This window comes from Microbacterium phycohabitans (assembly GCF_032464935.1).
GTDB lineage: Bacteria > Actinomycetota > Actinomycetes > Actinomycetales > Microbacteriaceae > Microbacterium > Microbacterium phycohabitans.
This window is the reverse complement of the sequence record NZ_JAWDIT010000005.1, coordinates 205937-230984: the sequence shown is the minus strand read 5'-3', so window position 1 is coordinate 230984 and position 25048 is coordinate 205937. Positions and strand designations below refer to the sequence as shown.

The 25048-nt window shown below is 71.7% G+C and carries 21 protein-coding genes; 12 read left to right on the top strand and 9 right to left on the bottom strand.

What is annotated here, in order from left to right:
• Positions 1-2820 (top strand): FAD-binding and (Fe-S)-binding domain-containing protein, encoded by a 2820-nt coding sequence (locus RWH44_RS14605; protein ID WP_316005139.1) that lies wholly within the window; start codon positions 1-3, stop codon positions 2818-2820.
• Positions 2821-2880: 60 nt separating this feature from the next.
• Here the strand turns inward: RWH44_RS14605 and RWH44_RS14600 are convergent, their stop codons facing one another.
• Positions 2881-3684 carry a carbon-nitrogen hydrolase family protein gene (locus tag RWH44_RS14600; protein WP_316005138.1) on the bottom strand — a complete coding sequence of 268 codons (804 nt, stop codon included), beginning with the start codon at positions 3682-3684 and terminating at the stop codon, positions 2881-2883.
• Between the two features lie 45 nt (positions 3685-3729).
• Between RWH44_RS14600 and RWH44_RS14595 the strand changes: the two genes are divergently transcribed.
• Positions 3730-4389 (top strand): GntR family transcriptional regulator, encoded by a 660-nt coding sequence (locus RWH44_RS14595; protein WP_316005137.1) that lies wholly within the window; start codon positions 3730-3732, stop codon positions 4387-4389.
• Between the two features lie 63 nt (positions 4390-4452).
• Here the strand turns inward: RWH44_RS14595 and RWH44_RS14590 are convergent, their stop codons facing one another.
• Complete coding sequence (locus RWH44_RS14590; protein ID WP_316005136.1) at positions 4453-5799, bottom strand: MFS transporter; 1347 nt, start codon at positions 5797-5799, stop codon at positions 4453-4455.
• Positions 5800-5928: 129 nt separating this feature from the next.
• Between RWH44_RS14590 and RWH44_RS14585 the strand changes: the two genes are divergently transcribed.
• Entirely contained in the window at positions 5929-6618 is a 690-nt protein-coding gene (locus RWH44_RS14585; RefSeq protein ID WP_316005135.1) for a DUF2848 domain-containing protein, read from the top strand.
• A gap of 89 nt (positions 6619-6707) precedes the next feature.
• Here RWH44_RS14585 and RWH44_RS14580 read toward each other — a convergent pair whose 3' ends face one another.
• The gene (locus tag RWH44_RS14580) at positions 6708-7973 is read right to left on the bottom strand and encodes an HAD-IA family hydrolase (RefSeq protein ID WP_316005134.1); all 1266 of its coding nucleotides are present in this window, start codon (positions 7971-7973) and stop codon (positions 6708-6710) included.
• A gap of 38 nt (positions 7974-8011) precedes the next feature.
• Here RWH44_RS14580 and RWH44_RS14575 point away from each other — a divergent pair, with 38 nt between their 5' ends.
• The 8 genes from RWH44_RS14575 (at position 8012) to RWH44_RS14540 (ending at position 16897) form a co-directional block, all read left to right on the top strand.
• On the top strand, positions 8012-9382 hold the full coding sequence (locus tag RWH44_RS14575) for an FGGY family carbohydrate kinase (protein ID WP_316005133.1): 1371 nt from the start codon (positions 8012-8014) through the stop codon (positions 9380-9382).
• A 59-nt stretch (positions 9383-9441) separates the two neighbouring features.
• Entirely contained in the window at positions 9442-10329 is an 888-nt protein-coding gene (locus RWH44_RS14570) for a hypothetical protein (protein ID WP_316005132.1), read from the top strand.
• Positions 10330-10608: 279 nt separating this feature from the next.
• Positions 10609-11580 (top strand): LacI family DNA-binding transcriptional regulator, encoded by a 972-nt coding sequence (locus tag RWH44_RS14565; RefSeq protein ID WP_298874260.1) that lies wholly within the window; start codon positions 10609-10611, stop codon positions 11578-11580.
• A 162-nt stretch (positions 11581-11742) separates the two neighbouring features.
• Positions 11743-13395 (top strand): alpha-amylase family protein, encoded by a 1653-nt coding sequence (locus RWH44_RS14560; RefSeq protein ID WP_316005131.1) that lies wholly within the window; start codon positions 11743-11745, stop codon positions 13393-13395.
• A 274-nt stretch (positions 13396-13669) separates the two neighbouring features.
• Entirely contained in the window at positions 13670-14266 is a 597-nt protein-coding gene (locus tag RWH44_RS14555; protein WP_316005130.1) for a helix-turn-helix domain-containing protein, read from the top strand.
• 23 nt (positions 14267-14289) lie between these two features.
• Positions 14290-14763, top strand: a complete 474-nt coding sequence (locus RWH44_RS14550) for a hypothetical protein (protein ID WP_316005129.1) — start codon at positions 14290-14292, stop codon at positions 14761-14763.
• Positions 14760-15683, top strand: a complete 924-nt coding sequence (locus RWH44_RS14545) for a hypothetical protein (protein ID WP_316005128.1) — start codon at positions 14760-14762, stop codon at positions 15681-15683. The genes RWH44_RS14550 and RWH44_RS14545 overlap by 4 nt, the downstream gene beginning before the upstream one ends.
• Positions 15680-16897, top strand: a complete 1218-nt coding sequence (locus RWH44_RS14540; RefSeq protein ID WP_316005127.1) for an alpha/beta hydrolase — start codon at positions 15680-15682, stop codon at positions 16895-16897. The genes RWH44_RS14545 and RWH44_RS14540 overlap by 4 nt, the downstream gene beginning before the upstream one ends.
• Before the next feature lie 158 nt (positions 16898-17055).
• Here RWH44_RS14540 and RWH44_RS14535 read toward each other — a convergent pair whose 3' ends face one another.
• The 5 genes from RWH44_RS14535 to RWH44_RS14515 form a co-directional block, all read right to left on the bottom strand.
• A complete protein-coding gene (locus tag RWH44_RS14535; RefSeq protein ID WP_316005126.1) occupies positions 17056-18519 on the bottom strand; it encodes a mannitol dehydrogenase family protein in 1464 nt (487 codons plus the stop codon).
• Positions 18520-18926: 407 nt separating this feature from the next.
• On the bottom strand, positions 18927-19913 hold the full coding sequence (locus RWH44_RS14530; RefSeq protein WP_316005172.1) for an ABC transporter substrate-binding protein: 987 nt from the start codon (positions 19911-19913) through the stop codon (positions 18927-18929).
• A 62-nt stretch (positions 19914-19975) separates the two neighbouring features.
• Positions 19976-21061, bottom strand: coding sequence for an ABC transporter permease (locus tag RWH44_RS14525; protein ID WP_298874104.1), 1086 nt, complete (start codon positions 21059-21061; stop codon positions 19976-19978).
• Entirely contained in the window at positions 21058-21834 is a 777-nt protein-coding gene (locus RWH44_RS14520; protein WP_316005125.1) for an ATP-binding cassette domain-containing protein, read from the bottom strand. The genes RWH44_RS14525 and RWH44_RS14520 overlap by 4 nt, the downstream gene beginning before the upstream one ends.
• Positions 21831-22529: a nucleoside/nucleotide kinase family protein gene (locus RWH44_RS14515; RefSeq protein WP_316005124.1), complete on the bottom strand. Its 699-nt coding sequence runs from the start codon at positions 22527-22529 to the stop codon at positions 21831-21833. Before RWH44_RS14515 ends, RWH44_RS14520 begins: the two co-directional genes overlap by 4 nt.
• 235 nt (positions 22530-22764) lie before the next feature.
• On the opposite strand from RWH44_RS14515, the gene RWH44_RS14510 reads away from it, so the two are divergent.
• Positions 22765-23493 carry an SDR family oxidoreductase gene (locus RWH44_RS14510; protein WP_316005123.1) on the top strand — a complete coding sequence of 243 codons (729 nt, stop codon included), beginning with the start codon at positions 22765-22767 and terminating at the stop codon, positions 23491-23493.
• A 207-nt stretch (positions 23494-23700) separates the two neighbouring features.
• Here the strand turns inward: RWH44_RS14510 and RWH44_RS14505 are convergent, their stop codons facing one another.
• Entirely contained in the window at positions 23701-24948 is a 1248-nt protein-coding gene (locus RWH44_RS14505) for a D-arabinono-1,4-lactone oxidase (RefSeq protein WP_316005122.1), read from the bottom strand.
• Positions 24949-25048: the final 100 nt, after the last annotated feature.

Sequence of the window (25048 nt, the reverse complement as noted above, 5' to 3'; positions counted from 1 at the left end):
ATGACCCTCACCGCGACCGAGATCGCTCCCGAGATCGCCGCCGCGGTCTCCGACGTCTCGCGCATCCGCACGCGCGCGATCGACCGCGTCGCCTACGCCAACGACGCCTCGCACTACCTCCTCACTCCGGAGGCCGTGGTGATCGCCGCCGACGCCGTCGAGGTCGCCCGCGTCTTGCGGGGGGCCACGGCATCCGGAACCCCCGTCACCTTCCGCTCGGGCGGGACGAGCCTGTCGGGGCAGTCGTCGGGGGCGGGGCTGCTCGTCGATGTGCGCCAGGGCTTCGGACGCATCGACGTGCTCGACGGCGGCCGGCGCGTGCGTTCGCAGCCGGGGGCGACCGTGCGGCAGGTCAACGCGCGACTCGCCCGGCACGGCCACCGCCTCGGCCCCGATCCCGCGAGCGAGGCCGCGTGCACGATCGGCGGGGTCGTCGCGAACAACTCCAGCGGCATGGCGTGCGGCACGGCGGAGAACTCGTACCGCACGCTCGAGTCGCTCGTGCTGGTGCTGGCATCCGGGACCGTCGTCGACACCGCGGACCCCGACGCCGATCGGCTGCTCGCCCAGCGCGAGCCCGCGCTCGTCGACGATTTGATGCGCCTGCGCTCCCGCGTTGTCGGCGATCCCGCGAGCGTCGCGCTCATCGAGCGGCAGTTCGCGATGAAGAACACGATGGGGTACGCCCTCAACGCGTTCCTCGACTTCGACACCCCCGCAGCCCTGCTCGCCCACCTCGTCGTGGGATCGGAGGGGACGCTCGCCTTCGTCGCCGAGGCGACGTTCCGCACGGTGCCCATCCGCCCCGCGATCGCGACGACGCTCGCGGTGTTCCCGACGCTCGACGCAGCGACGCGCTCCCTGCCGGCTCTGGTGTCCACGGGCGCCGCGACGCTGGAGTTGATGGATGCCACGTCCTTGCGCGTCGGCCAGCGACTGGCCGGCACTCCCGCCGCCATCCACGGCTTCGAGGCCACGACGCAGGCGGCGCTGCTCGTGGAGTATCACGCGGACGACGCTCCGGCGCTACGCGAGCTCGCCGCGGCGGGCGCGCGGGTGCTCGCGGAACAGAACTTCCGGGAGACCGCCGCGTTCTCGAGCGACCCCGCCCAGCGCGCCGCCGCGTGGACCTTCCGCAAGGGCCTCTACGCCTCGGTCGCCGGTGCCCGGCCGAGCGGCACGACGGCGCTGCTCGAAGACGTCGTCGTTCCGGTGGAGCGCCTCGCCGACACGTGCGAGGGGTTGCAGGAGCTGTTCGCACGGTTCGGCTACGCCGACAGCGTGATCTTCGGTCACGCCAAGGACGGCAACATCCACTTCATGCTCACCGACCGGTTCGAGGGGGCGAGGGCCCTGGGCCGCTTCGAGGGCTTCACCGACGCGATGGTCGACCTCGTGCTCGACGCGGGCGGCAACCTCAAGGCCGAGCACGGCACCGGACGCGCGATGGCTCCCTACGTGCGACGGCAGTACGGCGACGAGCTGTACGACGTGATGGTGCGGCTCAAGCGTCTGCTCGACCCGAGCGGCATCCTGAATCCCGGGGTGATCATCGACGACGACCCCGGGGCGCACATGCGCCACCTGAAGGCGCCCGTGTCGATCGAGCCCGAGGCCGACCGGTGCGTGGAGTGCGGATACTGCGAGCCGGTGTGCCCGAGCAGGTCGCTCACCCTCACCCCGCGGCAGCGCATCGTCGTGCGCCGGGCGTCGACGGCGGCGCGCGAGCGCGGCGACGGAGCCCTCGTCGCCGAGCTGGAGAAGGACTACGACTACGACGGCGTGCAGACCTGCGCCGTCGATGGCATGTGCCAGACGGCGTGCCCCGTGCTCATCAACACCGGGACGCTGATGAAGCGCTTCCGTCGGGAGGATGCCCACCCGGTGCTGGCCGCGGGATGGTCGGCCGCGGCGACCGGGTGGGGTGCGGTGACGCGGGCGGGGTCGGCCGCGCTCTCCGTGGCGGCGGCGGTTCCGATGCCCGTCGTGCGGACGGTGACGGATGCCGCCCGCGCGGTGCTCGGCACCGACACCGTGCCGCAGTACTCGGCGGAGCTGCCGTCGGGTGGGGCGTCTCGTCGCTCGCTCGGCTCGCGGGTCGGCGCGCCGGGCGTCGAGCCGGTGGCGGTGTTCCTGCCCGCGTGCGTGGGCAGCATGTTCGGGCCCGCCGACGGAATCGGCGCGACCGCGGCGTTCGTGAGACTGCTCGAGCGCGCCGGGGTGGCGGCGGTGGTGCCCGACGGCATCGACGCGCTGTGCTGCGGAACCCCCTGGTCGTCGAAGGGGTACGCGAAGGGCCACGCCACGATGACCGCCCGCGTGCGCGCGGCCGTGCGCTCGGCCTCGCGCGAGGGTGCGTTGCCGGTCGTCTGCGACGCGTCGAGCTGCACCGAGGGGTTCGCGGCGACGCTGCGGGAGGAGGGCGTGGAGGTTCTGGATGCCGTGGCCTTCGCGGCATCCACCCTGCTTCCGGCACTGAGCCCGACGCCGGTGGCGGAGCTGCTGGCCCTTCACCCGACCTGTTCGTCGAAGCAGCTGGGGATCGACCCGGCGCTTCGCGCGGTGGGGGAGGCCGTTGCGACCGAGGTGCGGGTGCCCGACGCGTGGGGCTGCTGCGCCTACGCGGGTGACCGCGGGATGCTGCACCCCGAGCTGACCGAGGCCGCGACCGCGCCCGAGGCGGCCGAGGTCGCCGGGCTCGGCGCCGATGCCTTCGCGTCGTGCAACCGCACGTGCGAGCTCGGGATGACGAAGGCGACGGGGGAGTCGTACGTGCACGTGCTGGAGCTGTTGGAGAAGGCGACGCGACCCCTCGGCTGAGGGGCCGCGTCGACAGGAACGGCGAAGAGCGAGGCGACGCGACGCGGGGTCGCGCCCGCGTCAGAAGCGCCGTGCGTTGGCCAGGACCGGGATCTTCGCACGCACGTCGGCGACCGCGGCCAGGGCCACGGACACGTCGACGACCCGGGTCTCCGGCGCGTCGCCGAGGCGCAGGAGATCGGCCCCGTCGGCGGCGACCACTGCGCTGTACCCGATGCCGGTGGGAGCGCCGACTCCGTCGTCGCGTCCGGTCGTGCGGGGGTCGGCCTGTCCGACCGCGACCACCACGGTCGTGGTGTCGAGCGCGCGGGCGCGCGTGAGCAGCTCCCAGTGCTCGCGCTTGCCGGGGCCCGATCCCCACGACGCGGCCACGAGCACGAGCTGGGCTCCGTCGTCTGCCAGGGCGCGGAAGAGTGCGGGGAAGCGGACGTCGTAGCACGTGGCCACGCCGATGCGCACGCCGTTCAGGTCGAACACCACCCGTCGAGCGCCGGGCTCGACGGCATCCGATTCGCGGTATCCGAACGCGTCGTAGAGGTGGATCTTGTCGTAGGCGGTCTCGGCCGCGCCGGCCACGAGGAGCGTGTTGCGCACGCGCCCGGGGGTGGCGGCGGGGGTGAACATGCCGACGACGACCGTAACGCCCGCCTCGCGGGCGATGCGGCGGACCTCGTCTGCCCACGCGCCGTCGAGCGGCTGGGCGACTTCGGCGAGGTCGGGACCCGCGAAGCGGCACATCACCGCCTCGGGGAAGACGACGAGCGTCGCGCCGTCGGCGGCGGCGCGCGCGGTCTCACGGGCGATGATCGAGAGGTTCTCGAGGGGGTCGGAACCGGCGACGACCTGAGCCAGGGCGATGCGCATGTGAGTCTCCTTCGTACGGGTCACCCCGTGTTGTATACCTGTCGTATGCCTTCTGTTGTGCCCCCCTCGGGCCGAGACCGTGCTCTCGGACACCTTCGCTCGCTGCTCACCGACCCGCAGGTCGAGGGGGGCTTCATCAGCGAGCAGGACGTGGCCGACGCCGTGGGGGTCTCGCGCACCCCGGTTCGCGAAGCGCTCCTGATCCTCGCGTCCGAGGGGCTGGTCGACCTCGAACCCCGCCGCGGAGCCCGTGTCGCGGCCCTCACTCCCCGCGAGACGGCCGAGCTGATGGAGATGCGCGGACTGATCGAGCGGTTCGCGGTGCAGCGCGCCCTGGCCCAGCGGTTGTCGCCGCACGACGCGCTCGCCGAGGTCATGAGGCGCCAGGACGCGGTGACCGAGGGCCTGGACCGCCTGACCTTCGAGCAGGCCCGCGAGTGCATCGAGCTCGACCGGGAGTTCCACCAGACCCTGGTCGACGCCGCCGGCAATTCGCTCATCTCGCGCAGCTACGCGGCTCTGCGCGAGAAGCAGGTGCGGGTCGGGATCTCCGCGCTGCGCATCGGCCCGTCTCGGTGGAACGCCGTGACGCACGAGCACGGCGCGATCGTCGAGGCCCTTCGCGTGGGAGATCAGGCGGCCGCCGAGAAGGCCATCGACGACCACTTGAGCATCACGCTGCGGACGATCCTGACCGGCGCGTAAGGCACGGCCCTCGGCCGGCGCGCGGGGAGCGCTCCGACCGAGGGGACGGGATGCCGTCGGCCTTCACGCCGTGGCGCGTGCTCCGGTCAGCACGTCGAGGTACTCCTCGTCTTCCGCGTGCTGCGGGTTGCGGCCCAGCAGCAGGCCGACGATGGTGAGCACGGCGGCGACGCCGAGGTAGATCGCCGGAGCCACCCAGCTGCCGGTCGCGCTCAGCAGTGCCGTGAAGATCACGGGAGCCAGAGCGCCGCCGAACACGCCGGCGATCGTGTAGGCCAGGGACGAGCCCGTGTAGCGCAGGCGCGGGCTGAACTGCTCGGTGATGAACGCGGCCTGCGGGCCGTACATGAACGAGTGGATGGCGAGACCCACGACGACGCCCAGGATGAACAGCGGCTGCGAGCCGCCGCCGATCATGAGGAAGAACACGAACGGCCAGCCCGCGGCGGCCACGGCGGCGATCCCGTACAGCAGACGGCGGTTGACCATGTCGCTGATCCATCCCGCGAGGGGGATGAGCGCCAGCTGGAAGGCCGAGCCGATGAGGGTGGCGGTGAGCACCTGCGAGCGTTCCATGCCGAGCTGCGTGAGCCCGTAGGTCAGGGTGAAGACGGTGAACATCGCGTAGAGGATGTCGGGGGCGAGGCGGCACAGGATGGCCGCGAGAAGGCCGCGACCCTCGAGGCGGAACACGTCCTTGATGGGAGCCTCGGGCCGGTCGCCGGACTGCTCGATGGCGCGGAAGATCGGGGTGTCTTCCAGGGCGAGGCGGATCCACAGGCCGAAGGCGACGAGGACGGCGGACAGCAGGAACGCGACGCGCCAGCCCCACGCGAGGAACTGCTCGTTGGAGAGGGTGAGGGTCAGGACGGCGAGAACACCGTTGGCCAGCAGGTTTCCGGCGGGCGGGCCGACCTGTGCGGCGGAGGCCCAGAAGCCGCGGCGCCGCGGGGTTCCGAACTCGCTCGAAAGCAGGACGGCGCCACCCCACTCGCCGCCGACGCCGACGCCCTGGGCGAAACGCAGCAGCACGAGGATCACGGCCGCGAGCGGGCCGATGGCGCCGTAGGTGGGGAGGACGCCGATGAGGAAGGTCGCGATGCCCACCAGGAGGAGGGTGATGACGAGCACCTTCTTGCGACCGATCTTGTCGCCGAGACGGCCGAACACGATGCCGCCGACCGGGCGCGAGAGGTAGCCCACCGCATAGGTGGAGAACGCCAGCAACGCGCCCGTGAGCGGGTCGCTCTCCGGGAAGAACAGCGCCGGGAACACGACGGCCGCGGCGGCGGAGTAGACGGCGAAGTCGTACCACTCCAGGGCCGTGCCGGTGAGGCTGGCGGTGTACGCCTTGGCGAGCGAGCGCGTGCGCTCCCGGCCGCCCGGTACAGCGTTTCGAACGTTCGACATGAGAGTCCCATCTGGTGGCGGCGAAGCGAGTCGCCGCGTTTTCGTTTCCCTCATACTTCCTGTATACAAAACGTATACGCAACCGATGCGGCGAAATTTTCCCGCGTCGTAACAATGGGAAGAGGCGACGTGACCGCTCTGGAATTCGAGATCATCGGCGAGGGCACCCTCGTCTCCGTCGAGGTGACGCACATGTACAACGCCGGCTACGCCGGTCGCGACCAGGCGGCCGTGAAGCACCACATCGACGAACTGGCCGAGCTGGGAGTGCCGGCACCCACCACCACCCCCTCGCTGTACCCGGTTTCGTCGTACCTGGCCCGGCAGAGCGACCGGGTCGAGGCGCAGCACGAGCGCACCTCCGGCGAAGCCGAGTGGGGCATCGTCATCGTCGGCCCGGGCGAGGACGACGTGCTTCTGACCGTCGCCTGCGACCACACCGACCGCGCCCTCGAGGTGCACGGGGTCGCATGGAGCAAGAACGCCGGCCCCGACATGCTCGGCCGCCGCGCCTGGCGTCTGTCGTCTCTTGCGGGTCGGGCCGACGACCTGCGCCTGCGGGCGTGGGTGGGCGCCGAGCGCACGCTGATCCAGGACGGCCGGGTCGGCGAGCTCCTCTCGCCGCAGTACTGGCTCGAGGTGCTGGCCGAACGGGGCGAGCGCCAGGAGGGCGTAGCCCTCATCTCGGGCACGATCCCGATGATCGCGGGCGTCGACCAGTTCAGCGACCGCTGGGAGGTCGAGCTGCTCGATGAGAGCACGGGGGAGTCCAGCGTCGTTCGCTACGACGTCGACCGGATGCCGACGCCGATCGGCTGAGATCCCTTTCGCTCGACGGCCACCGGCCCCGCGCGACGAAGGCCCGGACCCGCGAGGTCCGGGTTTTCGTCATTCGTCCGCGACGAGCGTCAGTCCGCCGCCGGCACCAGCCGCAGCGCACCGGATGCCATGATCTCGAGGCCGACGGCATCCAATCCGTCCACCACCAGGTCGGCGTGCAGCTCCTCGTCGGCCGTGGTTCCGGTCAGGGCGATCACGGCGCACCCCGCCGCGCGGGCGGCAGCGATTCCGGCGGGGGCATCCTCGACGACGAGGCAGTGCGACGGGTCGACACCCAGTCGGGTGGCGGCGAGGAGGAACGGCTCGGGGTCGGGCTTGCCGTGGACGACGTCGTCGACCGTGACGAAGACGTCGGGCTGGTCGTAGCCGGCCGCGGCCAAGCGTGCCGTGGCGATGGGCACCGAGCCCGACGTCACGATCGCGCGGCGGTCTGCGGGCACCGAGGCGAAGAACGCGGCGGCGCCCCGGATGGGCGCGAGGCCCACGGCATCCGTCACCTCGAGGTCTGTGACGTGGGCGAGCGCCTCGGCGTGACGGTCGGGGGGCAGCAGCAGGCTCACGAGCGTGCGCGCGGGCTGGCCGTGATTGGCGTGCAGGGCCTCCATCGAGACGTCGAAGTGCTCCGCGAAGCGCCGCCAGGAGCGGGCGACGGATGCCGTGGAGTCGACGAGGGTGCCGTCGAGGTCGAACAGCACGGCGTCGAATTCGCGCGCGAAGATCGCGGCTCCCGCGTCGAGCGGGCGGCGGATGCCGAGGGCGGGCAGCGCGCGGGCGAGCTGCTGCGCGGTCGTGAGCTCGGCGTCGACGGCGACCACGGGCACGGCGGGCGCGACCGGAGGGACGTCCACGCGGTGCGCGTCGCGGGCGGCGCCGCGCGCGACGCGGCGTGATGCCAGGATCTCCGGATCCCCGTCGACGTGGAGGACGACCGGTTCGGTGGGGAAGAGCGCGTCGCGCAGCGCCTGCCAGTCGTCGCCGCCGGTGAGCTCGGCGGTGAAGGGGGCCACGACGACCACGCGGCCCGCGGTCGAGAGGGCGTCGGCGGCCGTCGCACGCAGCGCGGCGTAGCGACCGGCGCGGATGACGCCGGCGTGCCGGGAGGTGAGCCAGTGCCCGCCGAGGGCATCGGCGGGGAGGGCTTCGAGCAGCGGCGTGGTCACGCTGTCGAGGTCGACCAGGGGTGCCCGCAGTTCGGCGGCGAGGGCGCGTCCGAGCGTGCTCTTGCCGCTGCCGGCGGGGCCGGCGACGACGACGGCGAGCGGTTCGGGTATTTGACACGGCGACGGCATACCTCCACCATAGACGTAGCAAGTCACCGGTGTCATGCTCGTCATTCCGGGACTCGAAGAGGTTCCGGAGAGGACGGCCGCTCATGCAAGACACCGGTGACATGGATGCCGCCGAGCCACGACTGCACGGAGGGATCGACCTCGGCAGCACGGGCATCAAGATGCTGGTCATCGACGACTCCGGCGCCGAGATCGCGGGGGCGCAGGTACCGACCCCGTGGCGCGTCGGGGCCGGCGGCACGACCGACATCGACGCCGACGACCTGCTGTCGGCCGTGCGCACGCTCATGGACCTCGTCGACGCCGAGCTCGCGGCGGTGTCGTCTGCTCCGTTGACGTCGCTCGCGGTGGCGGGCATGGGTGAGACCGGCATCCTGATCGATGCCGACGGCGCGGCGGCAGCGCCCGGCTTCGCGTGGTTCGACCCGCGGGGGTGGGAGCAGATCGCCGCCTTCCCCGCCGAGGTGCGCGAGGAGTTCGCCGGGCGCACCGGCCTGCCGCTCGGCGCGCAGGTCAGCGTCGCCAAGCTCGCGTGGCTGCGCGACCAGGGCACCGACCTCGCGGGGCTGCGCTGGCTCGACCTGCCCGAGTTCGTCGTCGCCGCCCTCGGCGGAGACGTGGCGCTCGAGCTCTCCCTCGCCTCGCGCACCGGCCTCATCGATCAGGACTCCGGCGCCGCCTGGCCCGCGATGCTCGACGCCCTCGGCGTCACCGTCGACCTGCTCCCTCCGCTGCGAGGAGGAGGGACGGCCTGGGGAACGGCATCCACCGCGTTCGGGCCCCGCGTCGCGGGAGCCGCGCTCACGGTCGCCGGGCACGACCACCTCGTCGCCGCTCAAGCCAACGGCACCCTGGATGCCGACGGGTACCACGTCTCGCTCGGCACGGCCGAGGTGCTGCTGCGGGTGCTCGACGAGCCCCTCGGCTTCGCCGCACGCCGGCGCCTCGCCGATGCGCTCATCAACGAGGTGCGCCATGTCGTCCCCGGCAAGCACGTGCTCGTCGCCGGGGTGAAGACCGGTCTGCTGCTGCGCCGGGTGCTGCACGCCGCCGGTATCGGCGATCGCGCCGGTCGCGACGCGCTGGATGCCGCGGTCATGACGCTCCCCGTCGAGGGGGAGCTGCCGCCCGGGGCGATCGAGGTCACCGGCGCCCGCAACGACGACGGCGTGCTCCGGCTGACGCTGCACGCCGAGGCGAGCCCGGCCGAGATCTTCGGCGCGGTGCTGCGGCACAGCAACGACGAGATCGCCGCGCTCATCGCCGCGATGGACCGCGAGGTGGCCCCGGCGACCCACGCGACCCTCACCGGGGGATGGGCGGGCATGGCCTCCGTCCGCCGCGCCCGCTGCGAGGTTCTCCCGAACGTCGCCCTGTCCACCCGCGAGCAGGACGTCGCGTGGGGAGCCGCCGACCGGGCGCGACGCCTCGTCACGGCATCCGTCCCCTCCTGACCCCGACCCCGCACCGACCTCCGCGCTCACCTGCGCGATGACCCCAGAGAAGAGAGATCATGAACGCACTCACCACGCTCGAGCGCCGCGCGCTCCAGTCCATCAGCACCCCCGACGGCCATATGCTCATCGTCGCCGCCGACCAGCGCAACGGCATGAAGGCCGCCATCAAGGACGCCCCGAACGGCTCCGACGCGATCTCGCGCGAAGAGCTCGCCGAGGTGAAGGCCGACCTCGTGCGCCACCTCGCCAACCACGCCCCCGCGATCCTGCTCGACCCCGAGGTCGCGCTTCCACAGATCGTCGACGACGGCGTGCTCGCGCGCGACACCGCCCTCGTCGTCGGTCTCGACGCCTCGGGCGCCGAGACGGTCGACGGCCTCAAGTACACGCGCTACGTTCCCGGGACCACGCCGCACTCCATCCGCGAGCAGGGCGCGGACGTCGCCAAGATGCTCTGGTACACCCGCCCCGACAAGCAGGATGCCGACTCCCGCGTCGCGCACGAGATCCGCGACCTCGTGAAGGCGTGCGACGAAGAGGGGCTGCTCCTCATCGTCGAGCTGCTCACCTACCAGCTCGAGGACGAGAGCGACGAGGAGTACCGGGCGAAGTTCGCCGACCTCGTCGTGGACGGGGCCGCCCTGGCGGTGGCCTGCGGTGCGAAGATCCTGAAGCTCCAGTACCCCGGATCGGCCGAGGCCAGCGCCCGCGTGACCGAGGCCGCGCAGGGCGTGCCGTGGGCCGTGCTCTCGGCCGGCGTCGACCACGAGACCTTCATCGAGCAGGTGCGCACCGCCGTCGCGAACGGCGCCTCGGGTGCCATGGCCGGTCGGTCGCTGTGGAAGGACAGCCTCTCGATCGACGCCGACCGCCGCGAGGAGCTGCTCTCGGGCCGTGCGCTTCCTCGCCTGCGCGAGCTGGCCGACGCCGTCGACGGTCGCTGAGGTGACCCCGCCCGCCCGGCGGCGGCTCCGTCATCCGGTCGTGTCCGACTCCCCTCGGGCCGGCTCGCCGCGGGTGCACGCGGGAGACGGATGCCGCCGGGCCGGGCGGGCGGGCGGGTCGCTCCGAGACGCCGGTCGCGCGATGTCCGCGCGCGCGACCGGCGACGGCACGGCATCCGTCCGCCGTGCCGCGGCGCGGAACGAGTGCTCGGCCCGGCGGATAGGGTTGCACGTCGAAGCCCCCACACGCCCACACCCCGGAGGTGCCTCGTGACCACGATGCGCGACGTCGCCCTGCGGGCCGGGGTGAGCACGAAGACCGTGTCGCGCGTGTTCAACGACGACCCGCACGTGCTGCCCGACACCCGCGCCCTCGTCGAGGCCGCCATGCGCGAGCTCAACTACGTGCCCAACGCCCTGGCGACCACCTTCCGCGCCGGACGCGCCTCGGTCATCGGGGTCGCCGTTCCCGACGTCGTCGACCCGTTCTTCGCCGCGATCGCGCGCGCGGTGGAGGACACCGCGCGCCGCCACGGACTGTCGACCCTCGTCACGAGTCTGGGCGAGAACCCCGACGACGAGCGGCCCGCCCTGGAGTCGCTCCTCGGCCGTCAGCTCACGGGGCTGGTGATCGCCCCCGTCGGCACCGATCACTCGTGGCTCGAGAGGTGGCGCGGACACACCCCGATCGTGTTCGTCGACCGCGCCCCGGTCGACCTGCTCACCGACACGTTCACCGAGAACGACGAGGCCGGCGCGCACCTGGCCACCACTCACCTGCTCTCGCACGGGCACCGCCGCATCGCCTACGTGGGCGACATGGTGCACCTCTCGACCGAGACCAACCGCGTCGAGGGCTGGCGACGGGCCCTGCGTGACGCCGGCGTCGACGTCGACGAGCGACTCGTCGCCTCGCAGGTCTCCGACCGTGCCTCGGCGGCGTCCGCCCTCCAGCGTCTCCGCAGCCTCGACGAGCCGCCCACGGCCCTCTTCTCCGCCAACGCCCGGTCGTCGATGGCTCTCGCCCACGTGCTGCGCGGCGATCCGCTGCCCTTCGTCGGCTTCGGCGACTTCCCCATGGCCGACACGCTCACCCCGTCGGTCACGGTGATCGACCAGGATCCGCGTCGCATCGGTGCGCTCGCCGCCGAGCGCGTGTTCGCGCGCCTGCAGCCCGACGCCGGCCTCGGCCTCGACGAGGTCACGGTGATCGACGTCTCGCTCGTCGAGCGGGAGTCCTGCGCGCTCTGACCGCGGGTCGAGCACGGGGAGGAGAGCGGCGCAAGCGCTCGCCCGACGCCGGGCGCGCGCGATAGGAAGAGGGTCCACCGCCACCGCTCCCGAGAAGAGGGCTCCGATGACGACCTCCCCGCACCCCGAACGCCGCGCCGCCGATCGGACGGAGGTGACGTCGTGAGGCTCACCGACACCAGTGATCTGTGGTGGAAGACCGCCGTCTTCTACAACCTCGACGTCAAGACCTACCTCGATGCCGACGACGACGGTGTCGGCGACCTGCGCGGCCTCGCGCAGCGCCTCGACCACCTCGCCGAGCTCGGCGTGACGTGCCTGTGGCTCGCGCCGTTCTACCCGTCTCCGCAGCGCGACAACGGCTACGACATCGAGGATTACTACGGCGTCGATCCGCGCTACGGCTCGCTCGGCGACATGGTCGAGGTGCTGCGCACCGCCCACGACCGCGGCATGCGGGTGATCGTCGATCTCGTCGTCAACCACACCTCCGACCGGCATCCGTGGTTCCAGCAGGCGCGGCAGAGCCCCGACAACCGCTACCGGCACTTCTACCAGTGGAGCGACGAGGTGCCCGACGACGCCCCCGCGAGCATGTTCCCCGACGTCGAGGACGGCGTGTGGTTCTTCGACGACACGGCCGGGCAGTACTACAAGCACTCGTTCTACCGTCATCAGCCCGACCTCGCCACCGACCACCCCGAGGTGCGCGAGGAGATCGCCAAGGTCATCGGTTTCTGGCTGGAACTCGGTATCGACGGATTCCGTGTGGATGCCGTGCCCCACCTCATCGACGGCGATGCGGGGCCCGAGCACGACTTTCTCCGCGCGCTGCGGGGCTACGTCTCGCGTCGCAGCGGTCACGCCATGATGCTCGGCGAGGTCAACCTCCCCTACGACGAGCAGCTGCGTTTCTTCGGCGACGCCGACGGCGACGAACTGACCATGCAGTTCGACTTCGTCGCCAACCAGCGGCTCTACCTCGCCCTCGCCCGTCAGGATGCCACGCCGCTGCGGGAGGCGCTGGAGTCGCGGCCCGAGATCGCCCGCGGCAACCAGTGGGGCAATTTCGTGCGCAACCACGACGAGCTGACCCTCGACCAGCTCTCGGAGACGGAGCGCGAGGAGGTCTTCGCCGCGTTCGCCCCGGAGAAGGGGCAACGCATCCACGGACGCGGAATCACGCGCCGGCTGCCGGCGATGCTCGACGGCGACCCGCGCCGCATCCGCATGGTCTACAGCCTGACCTTCTCGCTGCCGGGAGCGCCGGTGCTGTACTACGGCGAGGAGATCGGCATGGGGGAGAACCCGAGCATCGAGGGCAGCCGATCCGCGGTGCGCACGCCCATGCAGTGGACCGGGGCTCCCGACGCGGGTTTCTCCGGCGCCGACGAGCTCATCGCCGACGTCGTCCCCGGCGGCTTCGCGCCCGAACACGTGAACGTCGCGCAGCAGCGCCGTGATCCTGACTCGATGCTGCGGTTCGTGCAGAACCTCGTGCGCCAGTACCGGGCCTCGCCCGAGATCGGATGGGGGGAGCTCGGCATCCTGGATCAGCCGCACGCGTGCGTGCTGGCCCACTCGGTGTCGAGCGAGCTCGGCATGCTCGTCGCGGCGCACAACTTCGCCCCCGACGGGCGGACGTTCCGGCTGCGCGTCGAGGGGGCGGATGCCGGGGGATGGAGCATCGTCGAGCTGCTCGACGATGCGGGCGGGGCCCGGCCGCTGGACGGCGACGGGTTCGACGTGACGCTCGACGGCTACGGGTACCGGTGGTGGCGGGTGATCCGGCCGGGGGAGCGGCGCATCGCCTGAGGGCGCGCACACCGGAGGAGTGAACGGACGCGGCGCCCCCCAATGGCGCCGCGCCCGTCACCGAGCGGATCGGGAAGCCTCTCCCGATCCCTCGCGCGCAGGGGTTCCCCCACGTCCGCCCGGCGCGCGGTCTGATCCATAAAAGCACAGCGTCCCGTAATTAGCACCCGGGGGGTGGTCGTAAATACGACCTTGGGTGATTCGGAGGGTCGTCTACGATCGGAAGGTGGGTCGCGGCGCAGTCGGACCACCCTCCCGGTACTCCCGTCGAGTGGTGGCGAACGTGGATCGCCTGCGGAGGGCCAAGGGGCTCACCGTCGGCGAGCTGCTCAGCCGCGCCGGAATGACGAAGAGCTACTACCAGTCGCGCGCCGGCTTCTCGCTGCCTTACAACACGAACGACCTGGAGGCCCTCGCGGGTGCGCTCGGCGTCTCGCCCGAGGAGCTCGCGAGCCCCGAGACGGCGCCGCGGGTCGAGATGCGCGTTCCGGCCGCACCCCTGGCATCCCGCGTCCGACGGCTCATCCTGGCTCGAGGGGCCACCTCCGACGAGCTGCTCGCGCACCTCGACGGCATCGACCCGGCGGCCGCCGACAGCGCTCGCACGCTCCTCGCCGACGGTGCCACCAGCGTCGTGCTCGACGAGGAGGTGCTGCGTCTCATCACCCAGTGGGGCGACGTGCCCACCGAGTACCTCACCGACTACACCGACGCCGCGGTGACGGACCGGACGGATGCCGAGCTCGACCTGCGCGACGCGATGCGCGAGGCCGGGGCCAGCAGCATCCGGTTCCGCGCCCTCGGCGAGATGTCGCCCGACGCCCTGCGCGCCATCGCCCAGTCGCTGCGGAACAGGCCGCCGGCGACATGAGCGACCGCGACGGGGGGAGGGCGGTGACCGAGGCGGATCTGCTGGCGAGAGTGCAGGCGCGGGTCGACCGCGCGATCGCGCGCGCGGAGCTGACGGCGGACATGGGGTTCGACGACGTGGTGCGCGCGGTCGAGCGCGCCGTCGGCATCCGTCTCCGGATCATCCGCGAGATCGACACGAGCGGATGGGGGACGCTCACCGGCTACCTCACCTTGTTCGCCGACCGGGGCGAGGCGAGCATCCACGTGCGCGCGTCGGACGCGACGCTGTACAGCCAGTTCGCCGCCTCGCACGAGCTCGGCCATCTGCTCGACGACGCGCACTGCACCGGGCCCCTGCACGAACCCGGCGCGCGCGAACGCTCCTCGGTCGCGCCCCACGACAACCCGACGCTGACGACGCCCGAGTTCGAGGCCGAACTCGTCGCCGAGCACGTCGCCCACCGCATCGCCCGTCTGCTGTACGCGAGCCCCCGGGTGGCCGAGTCGTCGTGGTGACCGTTCTGCTCATCGACGCGGCTCTCATCGCTCTGCTCCTGCTCGTCGTGGCGCGCGCCCGTGCCGCCCGGCTGCAACCGCGGGCGCGGATCGCGTGGCTCGCGGGTCTCGTCGGCGCCCTCGCGCTGCTGACGCAGGGCACGGTCATCCCCCTCGACGTGCTCGACGGTCTGCTCGGCGGCACGAACGTGCTCAAACTCGTGCAGGGCGTGCTCACGATGGTGGCGCTGTGGCTCGGCATCCAGGCGGGGATCGCGCCCGTGACAGCGCGTGTCTTGACGCTGCGCTGGCGCTTCCCGGCGATCCTGGCGGGGGTGTTCGCCGTGGTGTTCTTCGTCGCCCTGCCCGAGCGCGGACCGACGTCGTTCCGCTTCATCGAAGACGCCGTCACCACCTCGACGGGGGCCTGGGTGTACGGCGTGGTCCACATGGCCGGCATCGCCCTCGTCGGGGTGCTGCTGTGCGTGTCGGCCCGGGTCTCGCTCCCGGGCGTGCGGGGGTTCTTCCGGGCCGGGGCCATCGGCATCGTGCTCGGCTGCGTGAGCGAGATCGTCGACCTCACCCTGACGCGGTTCTTCGCTCCCGTCCCGGTGGTCAGCGCCCTCTTCGACCCGCTCTTCTACCTCGGCGTTCTCGCCTTCGTCATCGGGATCTTCCGCGCCTCGCGCATGACCGGTCGCATCCGTCGTCGCGGCGAAGCGCTGCTCGACGACCTCGATGCCGTCGCCGCGCGGCGCGGGGTCGCGAGCCTGCCGGGACTGACCGACGAGCCGTCCACCGACACGCGGCTGCACGCGCTGCGCGTGGCCGTCGAGGATCACGCCATCGCGACCTCGTCGCCGCTGAGCGCCCCGGAGCGCGCGCTCCTCGACGACATCGACGCCCACCTCACCCGCCGACCCACGGGAGCCCGCCCATGATCCGCCCCCTCGCCCTCGGCGCCGGAGTCGTCGTCGCCACCGTCGCCCTCGCCCACACCGCGCTCGCCGGCTACGTCGCCCGTCGGCTCATCGCCCCGCGCGCGGCGAAGGTCTACGGCCCCGTCACCATCGCGGGCGACACGGTCACCGTGCCCGCTACGCTGGAGAGCCGCGAGCCGGGCACCTACGGCCTGTGGCTCGACGACGGTCGGCACGTGGTGACCGGCGAACCGCTCCGAGTCGAGAAGGACCGGGTCGTGCGCGAGCTCGCGTCGCGCCCGGACGGACTCGCCGACGGCGCCGCCGTGGCGACCTGGACCTCGCAGAGCATCGGCTTCCCCGAAGACGTCGGGCCCACGCGGCACGTCTCCGTGCCGCTGCGGCGCGGCGGGGTCGCCGAGGCGTGGGAGATCGGCGAGCCCGACACGGCCGACGGGCGCTGGACGATCCACGTGCACGGGCTGCGGTCCAGCCGCAACGGAGCACTGCGATCGGCGCCGGCGGCGGTGGATGCCGGATGGATGGCGCTCGTGGTGTCGTACGCCGGCGACGAGGAGTGCGCCCCCGCCGATGCCCTGCCCTCCACGCTGGGCACGCGCGAGTGGCGCGACGTCGACGACGCGATCGCCTACGCCCTCTCGCGCGGGGCCCGCGAGATCGTGTTGGTGGCGTGGTCGATGGGCGGCACGATCGCGATGCTCGCGCTCGAGCACTCGGCGCACCGCGAGGCGATCGTGGGACTGGTCCTCGTGGCCCCGGCGCTCGACTGGCCGCGGGTCGTCGACAACGCCGTGGCGAACGCCCACCTGCCGCGCACGGTCGCGGCGGCGTCGATGCGCGTGCTCGGCAGCCGCCTCGGTGCGCGGGCCCTCGGCCTCGTCGAGGCGGTCGACGCGCGAGCTCTGACGTGGGTGGGGGATTCGCGGCCCGGGCCCGGGGTGCCGACGCTCATCGTGCACAGCCGCGTCGACCCCGTCGTGCCCTTCTCGGGATCGGTGGCGTTCGTCGAACGGCATCCGGATGCCGAGCTCGTGGCCTTCGACGCGACCGGTCACTGCAACGAGGCCAACCAGGAGCCGGAGCGCTTCCACGACACGATCGCCGGCTGGCTGCGCGCCCGCGGAAGGACCGGGGATCGCGTGGGTACCGGTGGCTTCGACGGGCTCAGCCACCTGGGTTCGCGGGGTGGTCGCTGCGTCGTCGAAGGTCCCTGAGCCTGTCGGAGGCCCCTGAGCCTGTCGAAGGGACCGGAGATCGCGCGGGTGCCGGTGGCTTCGACGGGCTCAGCCACCTGGGTTCGCGGGGTGGTCGCTGCGTCGTCGAAGGTCCCTGAGCCTGTCGAAGGGACCGGGCCCCCTGACAGGGCCGGCGTTCAGGCGCCGATGACGCCCGCGATCGCCCCGCGCGCCCCGCGCTCGGCCAGCGCCGCGCGGGCGGCGAGGTAGGCCTCTCGCAGGCGGGCATCCTGCCCGAGGTCGCCGAACACCGGCGTGTAGTCGAGCAGCGACGCCGGGTCATCGGCGACGATCGCCCGCAGCTCGTCGAGGCGGCTGTCGACGGCCGGCGTCTGCTCGCCGGTCTCGGTGCGCCCCTCGAGGAACACGCTCCAGCCGGCCAGCACCAGCGCCGCGTGGTCGATGCGGCCGCCCGAGGCGAGCTGTTCGCGCACGACGGGCAGGAGGAACTTCGGCAGTCGATCGGACCCGTCGACGACCTGACGCGCGAGCGTGTCACGGATCGCCTCGCTGCCGAACCGCGCGATGAGCTCGTCGCAGTACGCGTCGAGGTCGATTCCGGGCACCGGACGCAGCGTCGGGATCGCCTCGTCGTGCATGTACCCCTGCAGGAAGTCGATGAACAGCGGGTCGGTGCACACCTCGTGCACGTAATGGGCGCCCGAGAGGATGCCGAGGTAGCTCATCGCCTGGTGCGACGCGTTGAGCAGGCGCAGTTTCATGAGCTCGTAGGGCTCGACGTCGCCGACCAACTGCACGCCGACCTCGTCGAAGGGCGGGCGGCCGCAGGCGAAATCGTCTTCGAGCACCCACTGCGCGAACGACTCGCTGCGCACGGGCCAGCGGTCCCGGATGCCGAACTCCTCGGCGACCGCGGCTCGGGTCTCATCCGTGGTGACCGGCGTGATGCGGTCGACCATCGAGTTCGGGAACGTCGCGTTCTCGGCGATCCAGGCGGCCAGCTCCGCATCGCGGCGCTCCGCGAAGCCCAGGAGGGCGGCGCGGGCGACGTGGCCGTTGCCCTGGATGTTGTCGCACGACATGACCGTGAACGCCGGGATGCCGGCATCCCGCCGCCGACGCAGGCCCTCGGTCAGCAGGCCCATGACGCTGCGGGGGGAGTCGGAGCCCTCGAGGTCGGCGAGGGTGGCCTCGTCGCGCGGAGCGTAGGCGCCGGTGGCGTCGTCGATGCCGTAACCGCCCTCGGTGATGGTGAGCGAGACGATCGCGGTGTCGGGGTGGGCGAGCTTCGCGATGACCGCCTCGGGGTCGTCGGGGACGAAGAGGTACTCGACGATCGAGCCGACCACGCGGGCCGTCGAGGTGCCGTCGGGGGCGGTGATGACGAGCGTGTAGAGGTCGTCCTGGGCGGAGAGGGCGTCGCGCATGGCCGCGTCGAACGACAGGACGCCGACCCCGCACAGTGCCCACTCGTCGTGGCCCGCCTCGAGCAGACGGTCGAGGTACATGGCTTCGTGCGCGCGGTGGAAGCCGCCGACACCGAAGTGCACGATCCGCGCCCGCACGGTCGCGCGGTCGTAGGTCGGCACGGACACGTTCGCCGCGAGGGAGGGGAGGGCAGCGGCGGTGAGTTCGGTCATGCGGGGCTCCGTGGGGTGGGGGTCGGGGCGCGTGAGTCGCCAGGTTCTGTCGCTTCCCGCGGCGACGTTCGTCGGCAGTTCGCGCGGGGTGGCGGAAGGGGCGGGTCCCGGTCCCTTCGACAGGCTCAGGGACCTGCGGTCGAGCGAGCCCGGTGGCTGGGCTTGTCGAAGCCTTCGGGTGGGAGGGTGTGTCCCGGTCCCTTCGACAGGCTCAGGGACCTGCGTTGGCGCGAGCCCGGTGGCTGGGTTTGTCGAAGCCTCCGGGCGGGAGGGTGTCTCCCGGTTCCTTCGACAGGCTCAGGGACCTTGCGTTGGCGCGAGCCCGGTGGCTGGGCTTGTCGAAGCCTTCGGGCGGGAGGGATGCCGGGACCCTGGCGTCACGCGAGGGTCCCGGCATCCGGGGTGCATCAGCAGCTGGACTTGTAGACCGCGTCCTTGCCGTCGCCGTCGATGTTGTCCTTGGTGAGGATGGTGAAGCCGGTCTGGATCTTGGCTTCCGTGGCCTCACCCTTCAGCGCCGCGATGGCCTGCTTCACGCCGTCGGAGCCGATGCTGGCGGGCTCCTGCGCGACGAGCGCCTGCACCGTGCCGGCCTGCAACGCCTTCACCTGGGCGGGGCCGGCGTCGAAGCCGACGATGGTGACCTGGCCCTGCTTGCCGGCCTGCTGCACGCCGGTGGCCGAGCCTTCGGCGGCGAAGAGGTTGGCGGCGAAGATGCCGACGATGTCGGGGTCCTTCTGCAAGGCGGCCGTGACGATCTCGGCGGCGGTGGAGGGCTCGTTGTGCGAGTACTGCACCCCGACGGATTCGAACTTGCTGTCCTTGGCGACGGCGTCCTCGAAGCCCTGGGCGCGCGCGTCGGTGGTGGAGACGCCGGGGTCGGTGGAGACGACGAGCACCTTGCCGCCGTTGGGGTTGGCCTTCTGGATGGCCTCGAACGCGGCCGCTCCGCCGCCTTCGTTGTCGGAGGAGATCTGCGACACCGCTCCGGAGGGGTCTTCCAGGGTGGTGTCGACGAGGACGACCTTGATGCCGGCGGCTTCGGCGGCGGCGATCGGCGCCTGCATGGCGGAGACGTCGGTCGGGGCGATGAGCAGCGCGTCGGGCTGGGAGGCGACGACGGCGTCGACGATCGGCTTCTGCAACGTCGGGTCGAACTTCTCCGGGCCCTGGGTCGTGACCGTCGCGCCCTCCTTCGCGGCTTCGTCCTGGATGCCGCACTGCATGGAGATGTAGAACTCATCTCCGGCGACGCCCTGCACGAACGCGATCTTGTAGCCGTCCGAGCCGGCCGAGGCGCCGCCCGAGGCCGTGCCGCCGGAGCAGCCCGCCAGGGTCAGGGTCGCCGCCATGCCGAAGACCGTCAGGGCGGTCGCCTTCTTGTTCCACTTCATTGTGATCACCGTTTCTTGGGTCGGGGTGTGGGGTTGTGATGGGGACGGGATGCCGCCGCGGCTCAGCCGCGCCGACCTCCGCTGAGGAACTTGCGCCAGAGGCCCTGCGAGTTGCCGCGCGTGGCTGCGGTGCGGCGCACCTGGTCGACGTACACCGCGGTGATGAGGACCGCGCCGACGGCGACCTGCTGCCAGAAGGGCTGCACGCCGGTGATGACGAAGCCGTTCTGCAGCACGGCGGGGATGAACAGGCCCACGACGGTGCCCATGATCGTGCCGACGCCGCCGAAGAGCGAGGTGCCGCCGATCACGACGGCCGCGATGACGTTGAGGTTCGTCTGCGACTGTCCGGCGATCGCGGTCGTGGAGAACTGCGAGAGCGAGAGGATGCCGCCGAGCCCGGCCAGGGCGCCCGAGATCGTGTAGATCTTGATCAGCTGCGCGTCGACCTTGACGCCGACCCGGCGGGCGGCGATCTCGCTCGAGCCGACGGCCAGCGTGTACAGGCCGAAGCGCGTGTAGTGCAGCACGATCGCGCCGATCACGACGACCACGAGGGCGATGACGCTGATGATCGGGACGCTGCCGAAGACGTTGCCGTAGCCGATGGAGACGGTCAGCACGGTGGGCACGTCGCGGATGTCGACGCCGCCGGTGAGGATCTGTGCGAGGCCCAGTGCCATGCCGAGCGAGCCGAGCGTGACGATGAGCGGCGGGATCTTCGCCTTGGCGATGAGGAAGCCGTTCAGCAGCCCCCAGCAGACGCCGCTCAGGATCGCGACCAGGATGCCGACGATCGCGACGCCCCAGCCCTCCCCGCCCATCGCCCGCATGACGAGGGCCGCGACGACCCCCGAGAACACCAGCACCGAGCCGACGGACAGGTCGATGCCGGCGGTGATGATGACGTACGTCATCCCGACCGCGAGGACGGCGAGGATCGAGGCGTTCTGGATGATGAGGCGGAAGTTGGTCCACTGCGCGAACGAGTCGGGCGCGAGGATGCTGAAGACGATGATGATCGCCAGGAGCACGAGGAGGATCTGGAAGGCCTGCGTGCGGAGGATCCGACGGACCGGGTTCACCTTCTGGTTGTCGTCGAAGGTGCCGATCGCGACGGTCTCGGTGGGAGGGGTCGTGGTGCTCACTTCTGGTCGTCCTTCGTGACGGCGCCGGTCATGAGTCCGACGAGTTCTTCCATGGAGGTGTCCGCGGCCTGGATGTTCGCGACGCGGGTTCCCAGGCGCAGCACCTGGATGCGGTCAGAGACGTCGATGACGTGCGGCATCGAGTGGGAGATGAAGACCACGGCGATGCCCTTGTCGCGCACGCGGCGGATCGTCTCGAGGACGTTCTTCGTCTGGCGCACGCCGAGGGCGGCGGTGGGCTCGTCGAGGAACACGACACGGCTGGCCCAGTGCACGGCGCGGGCGATCGCGATCGCCTGCCGTTGACCGCCCGACATCTCGCCGACGGGGGAGGTGAGGCTGCGCACCGTGGCGCCCAGCTCGTCGAAGGCTTCGCGAGAGGCCGTCGCCATGTCCTTGGTCTTCATGAACCCGAGCGCCCCCGCCAGTCCCGGGCGGCGGATCTCGCGACCGAGGTACATGTTCTGCACCGGGTCGAGGTGCGGGGCGAGGGCGAGGTCCTGGTAGACCGTCTCGATGCCGAGCGACGACGCGACCTGGGGGTTCGACATGTCGATCGGCTTGCCGTCGAAGCGGATTTCGCCCTCGTCGACCGCGAGGTTGCCCGAGAGGGCCTTCACGAGGGTGGACTTGCCGGCGCCGTTGTCGCCGATGAGGGCCGTGACCTCTCCGGGGTAGACCTCGAAGTCGACGTTGTTGAGGGCGCGGACGGATCCGAACTGGCGTGACAGACCTCGCGCCTGCAGCACGGGCACAGCCGTGGTGGTGCTCATGAGGAAGCTCCTTCGTGGTGGCCGAGACCCCCGGCGGGGGCCTCGGAGATGATGACGACGAGATCGGCGCGGTGCCGACCGCCTTCGACGACGGCGGCGTTGCGCTCGTCGACCTCGCGGACCCAGGCCTCGGCCTCGTCGTACGGGTGGCCGTGGGAGAGCCGACGGGCGATCAGGCGCTCGCGGCGGGCGTGCGGTTCGACGTCGAGGAACCAGACCTCGTCGAGACGGGATGCCACGGCATCCCACCCCTGCTCGTCGTGCAGCAGGTAGTTGCCCTCGGTGATGACGAGGGGGACGTCGGCGGGAACGTGCACCGCGGAACCGATGGACTCCTCCAGGCTCCGGTCGAAGCGCGGCGCGTAGACCGCGTGCCCGGCGCGGATGCGATCGAGCAGGTCGACGTAGCCGTCGACGTCGAAGGTGTCGGGCGCACCCTTGCGGTCGCGGCGACCCAGGCGGACGAGCTCTTCGTTGGCCAGGTGGAACCCGTCCATGCCCACGAGCACCGCGTCGGAGGCGAGGGCGGCGAGCAGTGCGTCGCTGACGGTGGACTTGCCCGCTCCCGGAGTGCCGGTGATCCCCAGTACGCGGCGCTCGCCCGACGCCGCGAGCTGCCGGGCACGGTCGACGAGGTCGTCGAGGTGCGCGGTCGCGGCGGTGAGCGGCGCGGCGTTCTGCGAGGTGCGGGTCACGGCGGTGTGGTCCTTCCGGGGACGCCGCACGTCGGAGTGCTGCGTCGATGAAGCGGTCCGGTGGGGCTGTCCACCGGTCGAACGATGGTTACGGTAAGCCCAGCGTGACACCGGTGTCAACACCCGTGACCAATTCGTCATGACACCGAAGTCATCCGCGTGATTCTGTGGTTATCATGGGCCGCGACGACACCGACGTCGTCCCCGCCCTCAGGACCCGCGAAAGAGCCCTCCCATGACCGAATTCACCGACCGCACCATCCTCGTCACCGGCGCCGGTGGCGGTATCGGCGGGGCGACCGTGCGCCACCTCGTCGCCGCCGGAGCGACCGTGCGCGCCGCCGGACGCACCGCCGACAGCGTCGCCGCCATCGCCGAGGAGACCGGCGCCGAGCCCGTCGTCTTCGACCTCGAATCCGAGGACGAGATCCGCTCCGTGATCGAGGGACGCGACCTCTACGGCGTCGTCAACTGCGGCGGCTGGGGCGGCGAGATCGCCACGCCCATGGAGACCGACATCGACGTGTTCGACAAGGTCATGAGCATCAACGCCCGCGGGTCGCTGCTGGTCACCAAATACGCCTCACGCGAGATGATCCGCGTCGGCAAGGGGGGCGCGATCGTCAACGTCTCGAGCCAGGCGAGCCTCGTCGCCCTCACCGGACACATCTCGTACGGCTCGTCGAAGGCGGCCCTCGACAACATCACGCGCGTCTCCGCCCTCGAGCTCGGGGGCTACGGCATCCGGGTCAACAGCGTGAACCCCACGGTCGTCATGACGCCGATGTCGGCCTGGTATTGGGGTCGGCCCGACATCGAGGGCCCCTTCCTCGAGGCGATGCCCCTGCACAAATGGGCGACCGAAGACGACATCGCCGCCCCGATCGTCTTCCTCCTCAGTGACGGCGCCGGCATGATCTCCGGCGTCTCGCTCCCGATCGACGGCGGCTACTCCAGCCGCTGATCCGGATGCCGTGAGGCGGCGCCGCGGTGGGCGGCGCCGCCTCGCGGTGAGCTGCGCGCCGCGCGGGTCCCGGTCCCTTCGACAGGCTCAGGGACCTGGGTGGGCTCAGGGACCGGGTGGACTCAGGGACCGGGTGGACGCAGGAGTTCGGCTCCCGATCCCGACCGCGCGAGAGGTGGCTGAGCCTGTCGAAGCCACCGGTCCCGATCAGCCCCCGAACACTCGCTGCAGGAACGGATTGCGGAAGACGCCGCGCGGGTCCGCCTCGCGAGCGATCGCGTCGAATTCGTTCGCGCGGGGCAACGACTCGAGGATGCGCTCACCCGGCATCGTGAACGCCTTGCCCCAGTGCGGCCGCGCGTCGAACGGGGCGAGCGCCGCCTCGATGCCCGGCAACGCCGAGAGCACGCCGTCGGTGTCGTTGCGCCAGGTGAAGTGGATGGCCAGGACGTCGCGCTCGAAGGCCGGGCTCAGCCACAGCCCGTCGGCGGCGACCGTGCGCAGTTCGGTGACGAGCAGCTGGTCGTGGAAGCCCGGGGCGATCGCCCGCACCGCCGCGAGGGCCTCGCGAGCCGAGGCGAAGGGCACGAAGTACTCCGACTGGATCTCGTCGCCGTCGCTCGGCAGCGCGTCGGCGCGGAAGTGCGGCAGCCGCGTGTGCCACGGACCCGGGGTGCCGCGCGGGGTGGTGTTGTCGACCGTGCGGATGCGGCCGAGGTGGATGTCATCGCCGACCGGGCGTCCGCCGAGCTCCTCGACCCAGGTCGGTTCCCCGGTGTCGCTCTTGGCCCACACGAGGTCGTGCGCCGGATCGCCCCACGTCGTGAAGACGCTCACGCTGCGCGATGAGCCGAAGACCCGGTCGCAGTCGCCGACGATGTCGTCCCACGAGACGCCGGTGTAGGCCTGCTGGGTGACGGTGTAGGTGGGCTCGGTGCGCAGCTCGACGGCCGTGACCACGCCGAAGGCGCCGATCCCGAGAGCGGCGGCCGGAAACCACGCGTGGTCGCGGTCGACGCGGTGCGTGCGGCCGTCGGCATCCAGGATCTCCAGCGCCTCGACGGCGCTGGAGAGGTTGCCGTTGCGCAGCCCCGAGCCGTGCGTGCCCGTCGCAGCGGCGCCGGCGACGGAGATGTGGGGGAGGGAGCCGAGGTTGTGCAGGGCCCGCCCCTCGGCCTCGATCACCGGGGCGAGCTGGGCGAAGGTCACGAGGCCCTCGACGCGCACGCGGTCGCCGCCGACGTCGATACGCGTCGGCATCCGCTCGAGGGAGACGAGGACGTCGTCGGAATCGGCCACGTCGTTGAACGTGTGCCGGGTGGCCTGCACGCGCACGCGCGCGTGCGACGTCACGACCTCGGCGAGCTCGTCGGCGTCGGCGGGCAGGAGCACCTCGGCGGCCCGGTAGCGGTGGTTGCCCGACCAGGTCGATCCGGAGGGTCGTGTGGCGGTCATGGTTCTCCTCGCGTCGGTCCCATCCTGCACCGCGCCGCCGACATCGCCGGCCGCTTCCGGTTTTCGAAAACGTCGGATGCCGGGCCCCCGGGGCCCCGTC

Coding starts and splice junctions, on each gene's coding strand:
- RWH44_RS14605 (WP_316005139.1), top strand. CDS start 1: ATGACCCTCACCGCGACCGAGATCGCTCCCGAGATCGCCGCCGCGGTC.
- RWH44_RS14565 (WP_298874260.1), top strand. CDS start 10,609: ATGCGCGACGTCGCCCTGCGGGCCGGGGTGAGCACGAAGACCGTGTCG.
- RWH44_RS14540 (WP_316005127.1), top strand. CDS start 15,680: ATGATCCGCCCCCTCGCCCTCGGCGCCGGAGTCGTCGTCGCCACCGTC.
- RWH44_RS14600 (WP_316005138.1), bottom strand. CDS start 3,684: ATGCGCATCGCCCTGGCTCAGGTCGTCGCCGGTTCCGACCCCCTCGAG.
- RWH44_RS14530 (WP_316005172.1), bottom strand. CDS start 19,913: ATGAAGTGGAACAAGAAGGCGACCGCCCTGACGGTCTTCGGCATGGCG.
- RWH44_RS14570 (WP_316005132.1), top strand. CDS start 9,442: ATGAACGCACTCACCACGCTCGAGCGCCGCGCGCTCCAGTCCATCAGC.
- RWH44_RS14510 (WP_316005123.1), top strand. CDS start 22,765: ATGACCGAATTCACCGACCGCACCATCCTCGTCACCGGCGCCGGTGGC.
- RWH44_RS14505 (WP_316005122.1), bottom strand. CDS start 24,948: ATGACCGCCACACGACCCTCCGGATCGACCTGGTCGGGCAACCACCGC.
- RWH44_RS14575 (WP_316005133.1), top strand. CDS start 8,012: ATGCAAGACACCGGTGACATGGATGCCGCCGAGCCACGACTGCACGGA.
- RWH44_RS14580 (WP_316005134.1), bottom strand. CDS start 7,973: ATGACGAGCATGACACCGGTGACTTGCTACGTCTATGGTGGAGGTATG.
- RWH44_RS14535 (WP_316005126.1), bottom strand. CDS start 18,519: ATGACCGAACTCACCGCCGCTGCCCTCCCCTCCCTCGCGGCGAACGTG.
- RWH44_RS14520 (WP_316005125.1), bottom strand. CDS start 21,834: ATGAGCACCACCACGGCTGTGCCCGTGCTGCAGGCGCGAGGTCTGTCA.
- RWH44_RS14595 (WP_316005137.1), top strand. CDS start 3,730: ATGCCTTCTGTTGTGCCCCCCTCGGGCCGAGACCGTGCTCTCGGACAC.
- RWH44_RS14590 (WP_316005136.1), bottom strand. CDS start 5,799: ATGTCGAACGTTCGAAACGCTGTACCGGGCGGCCGGGAGCGCACGCGC.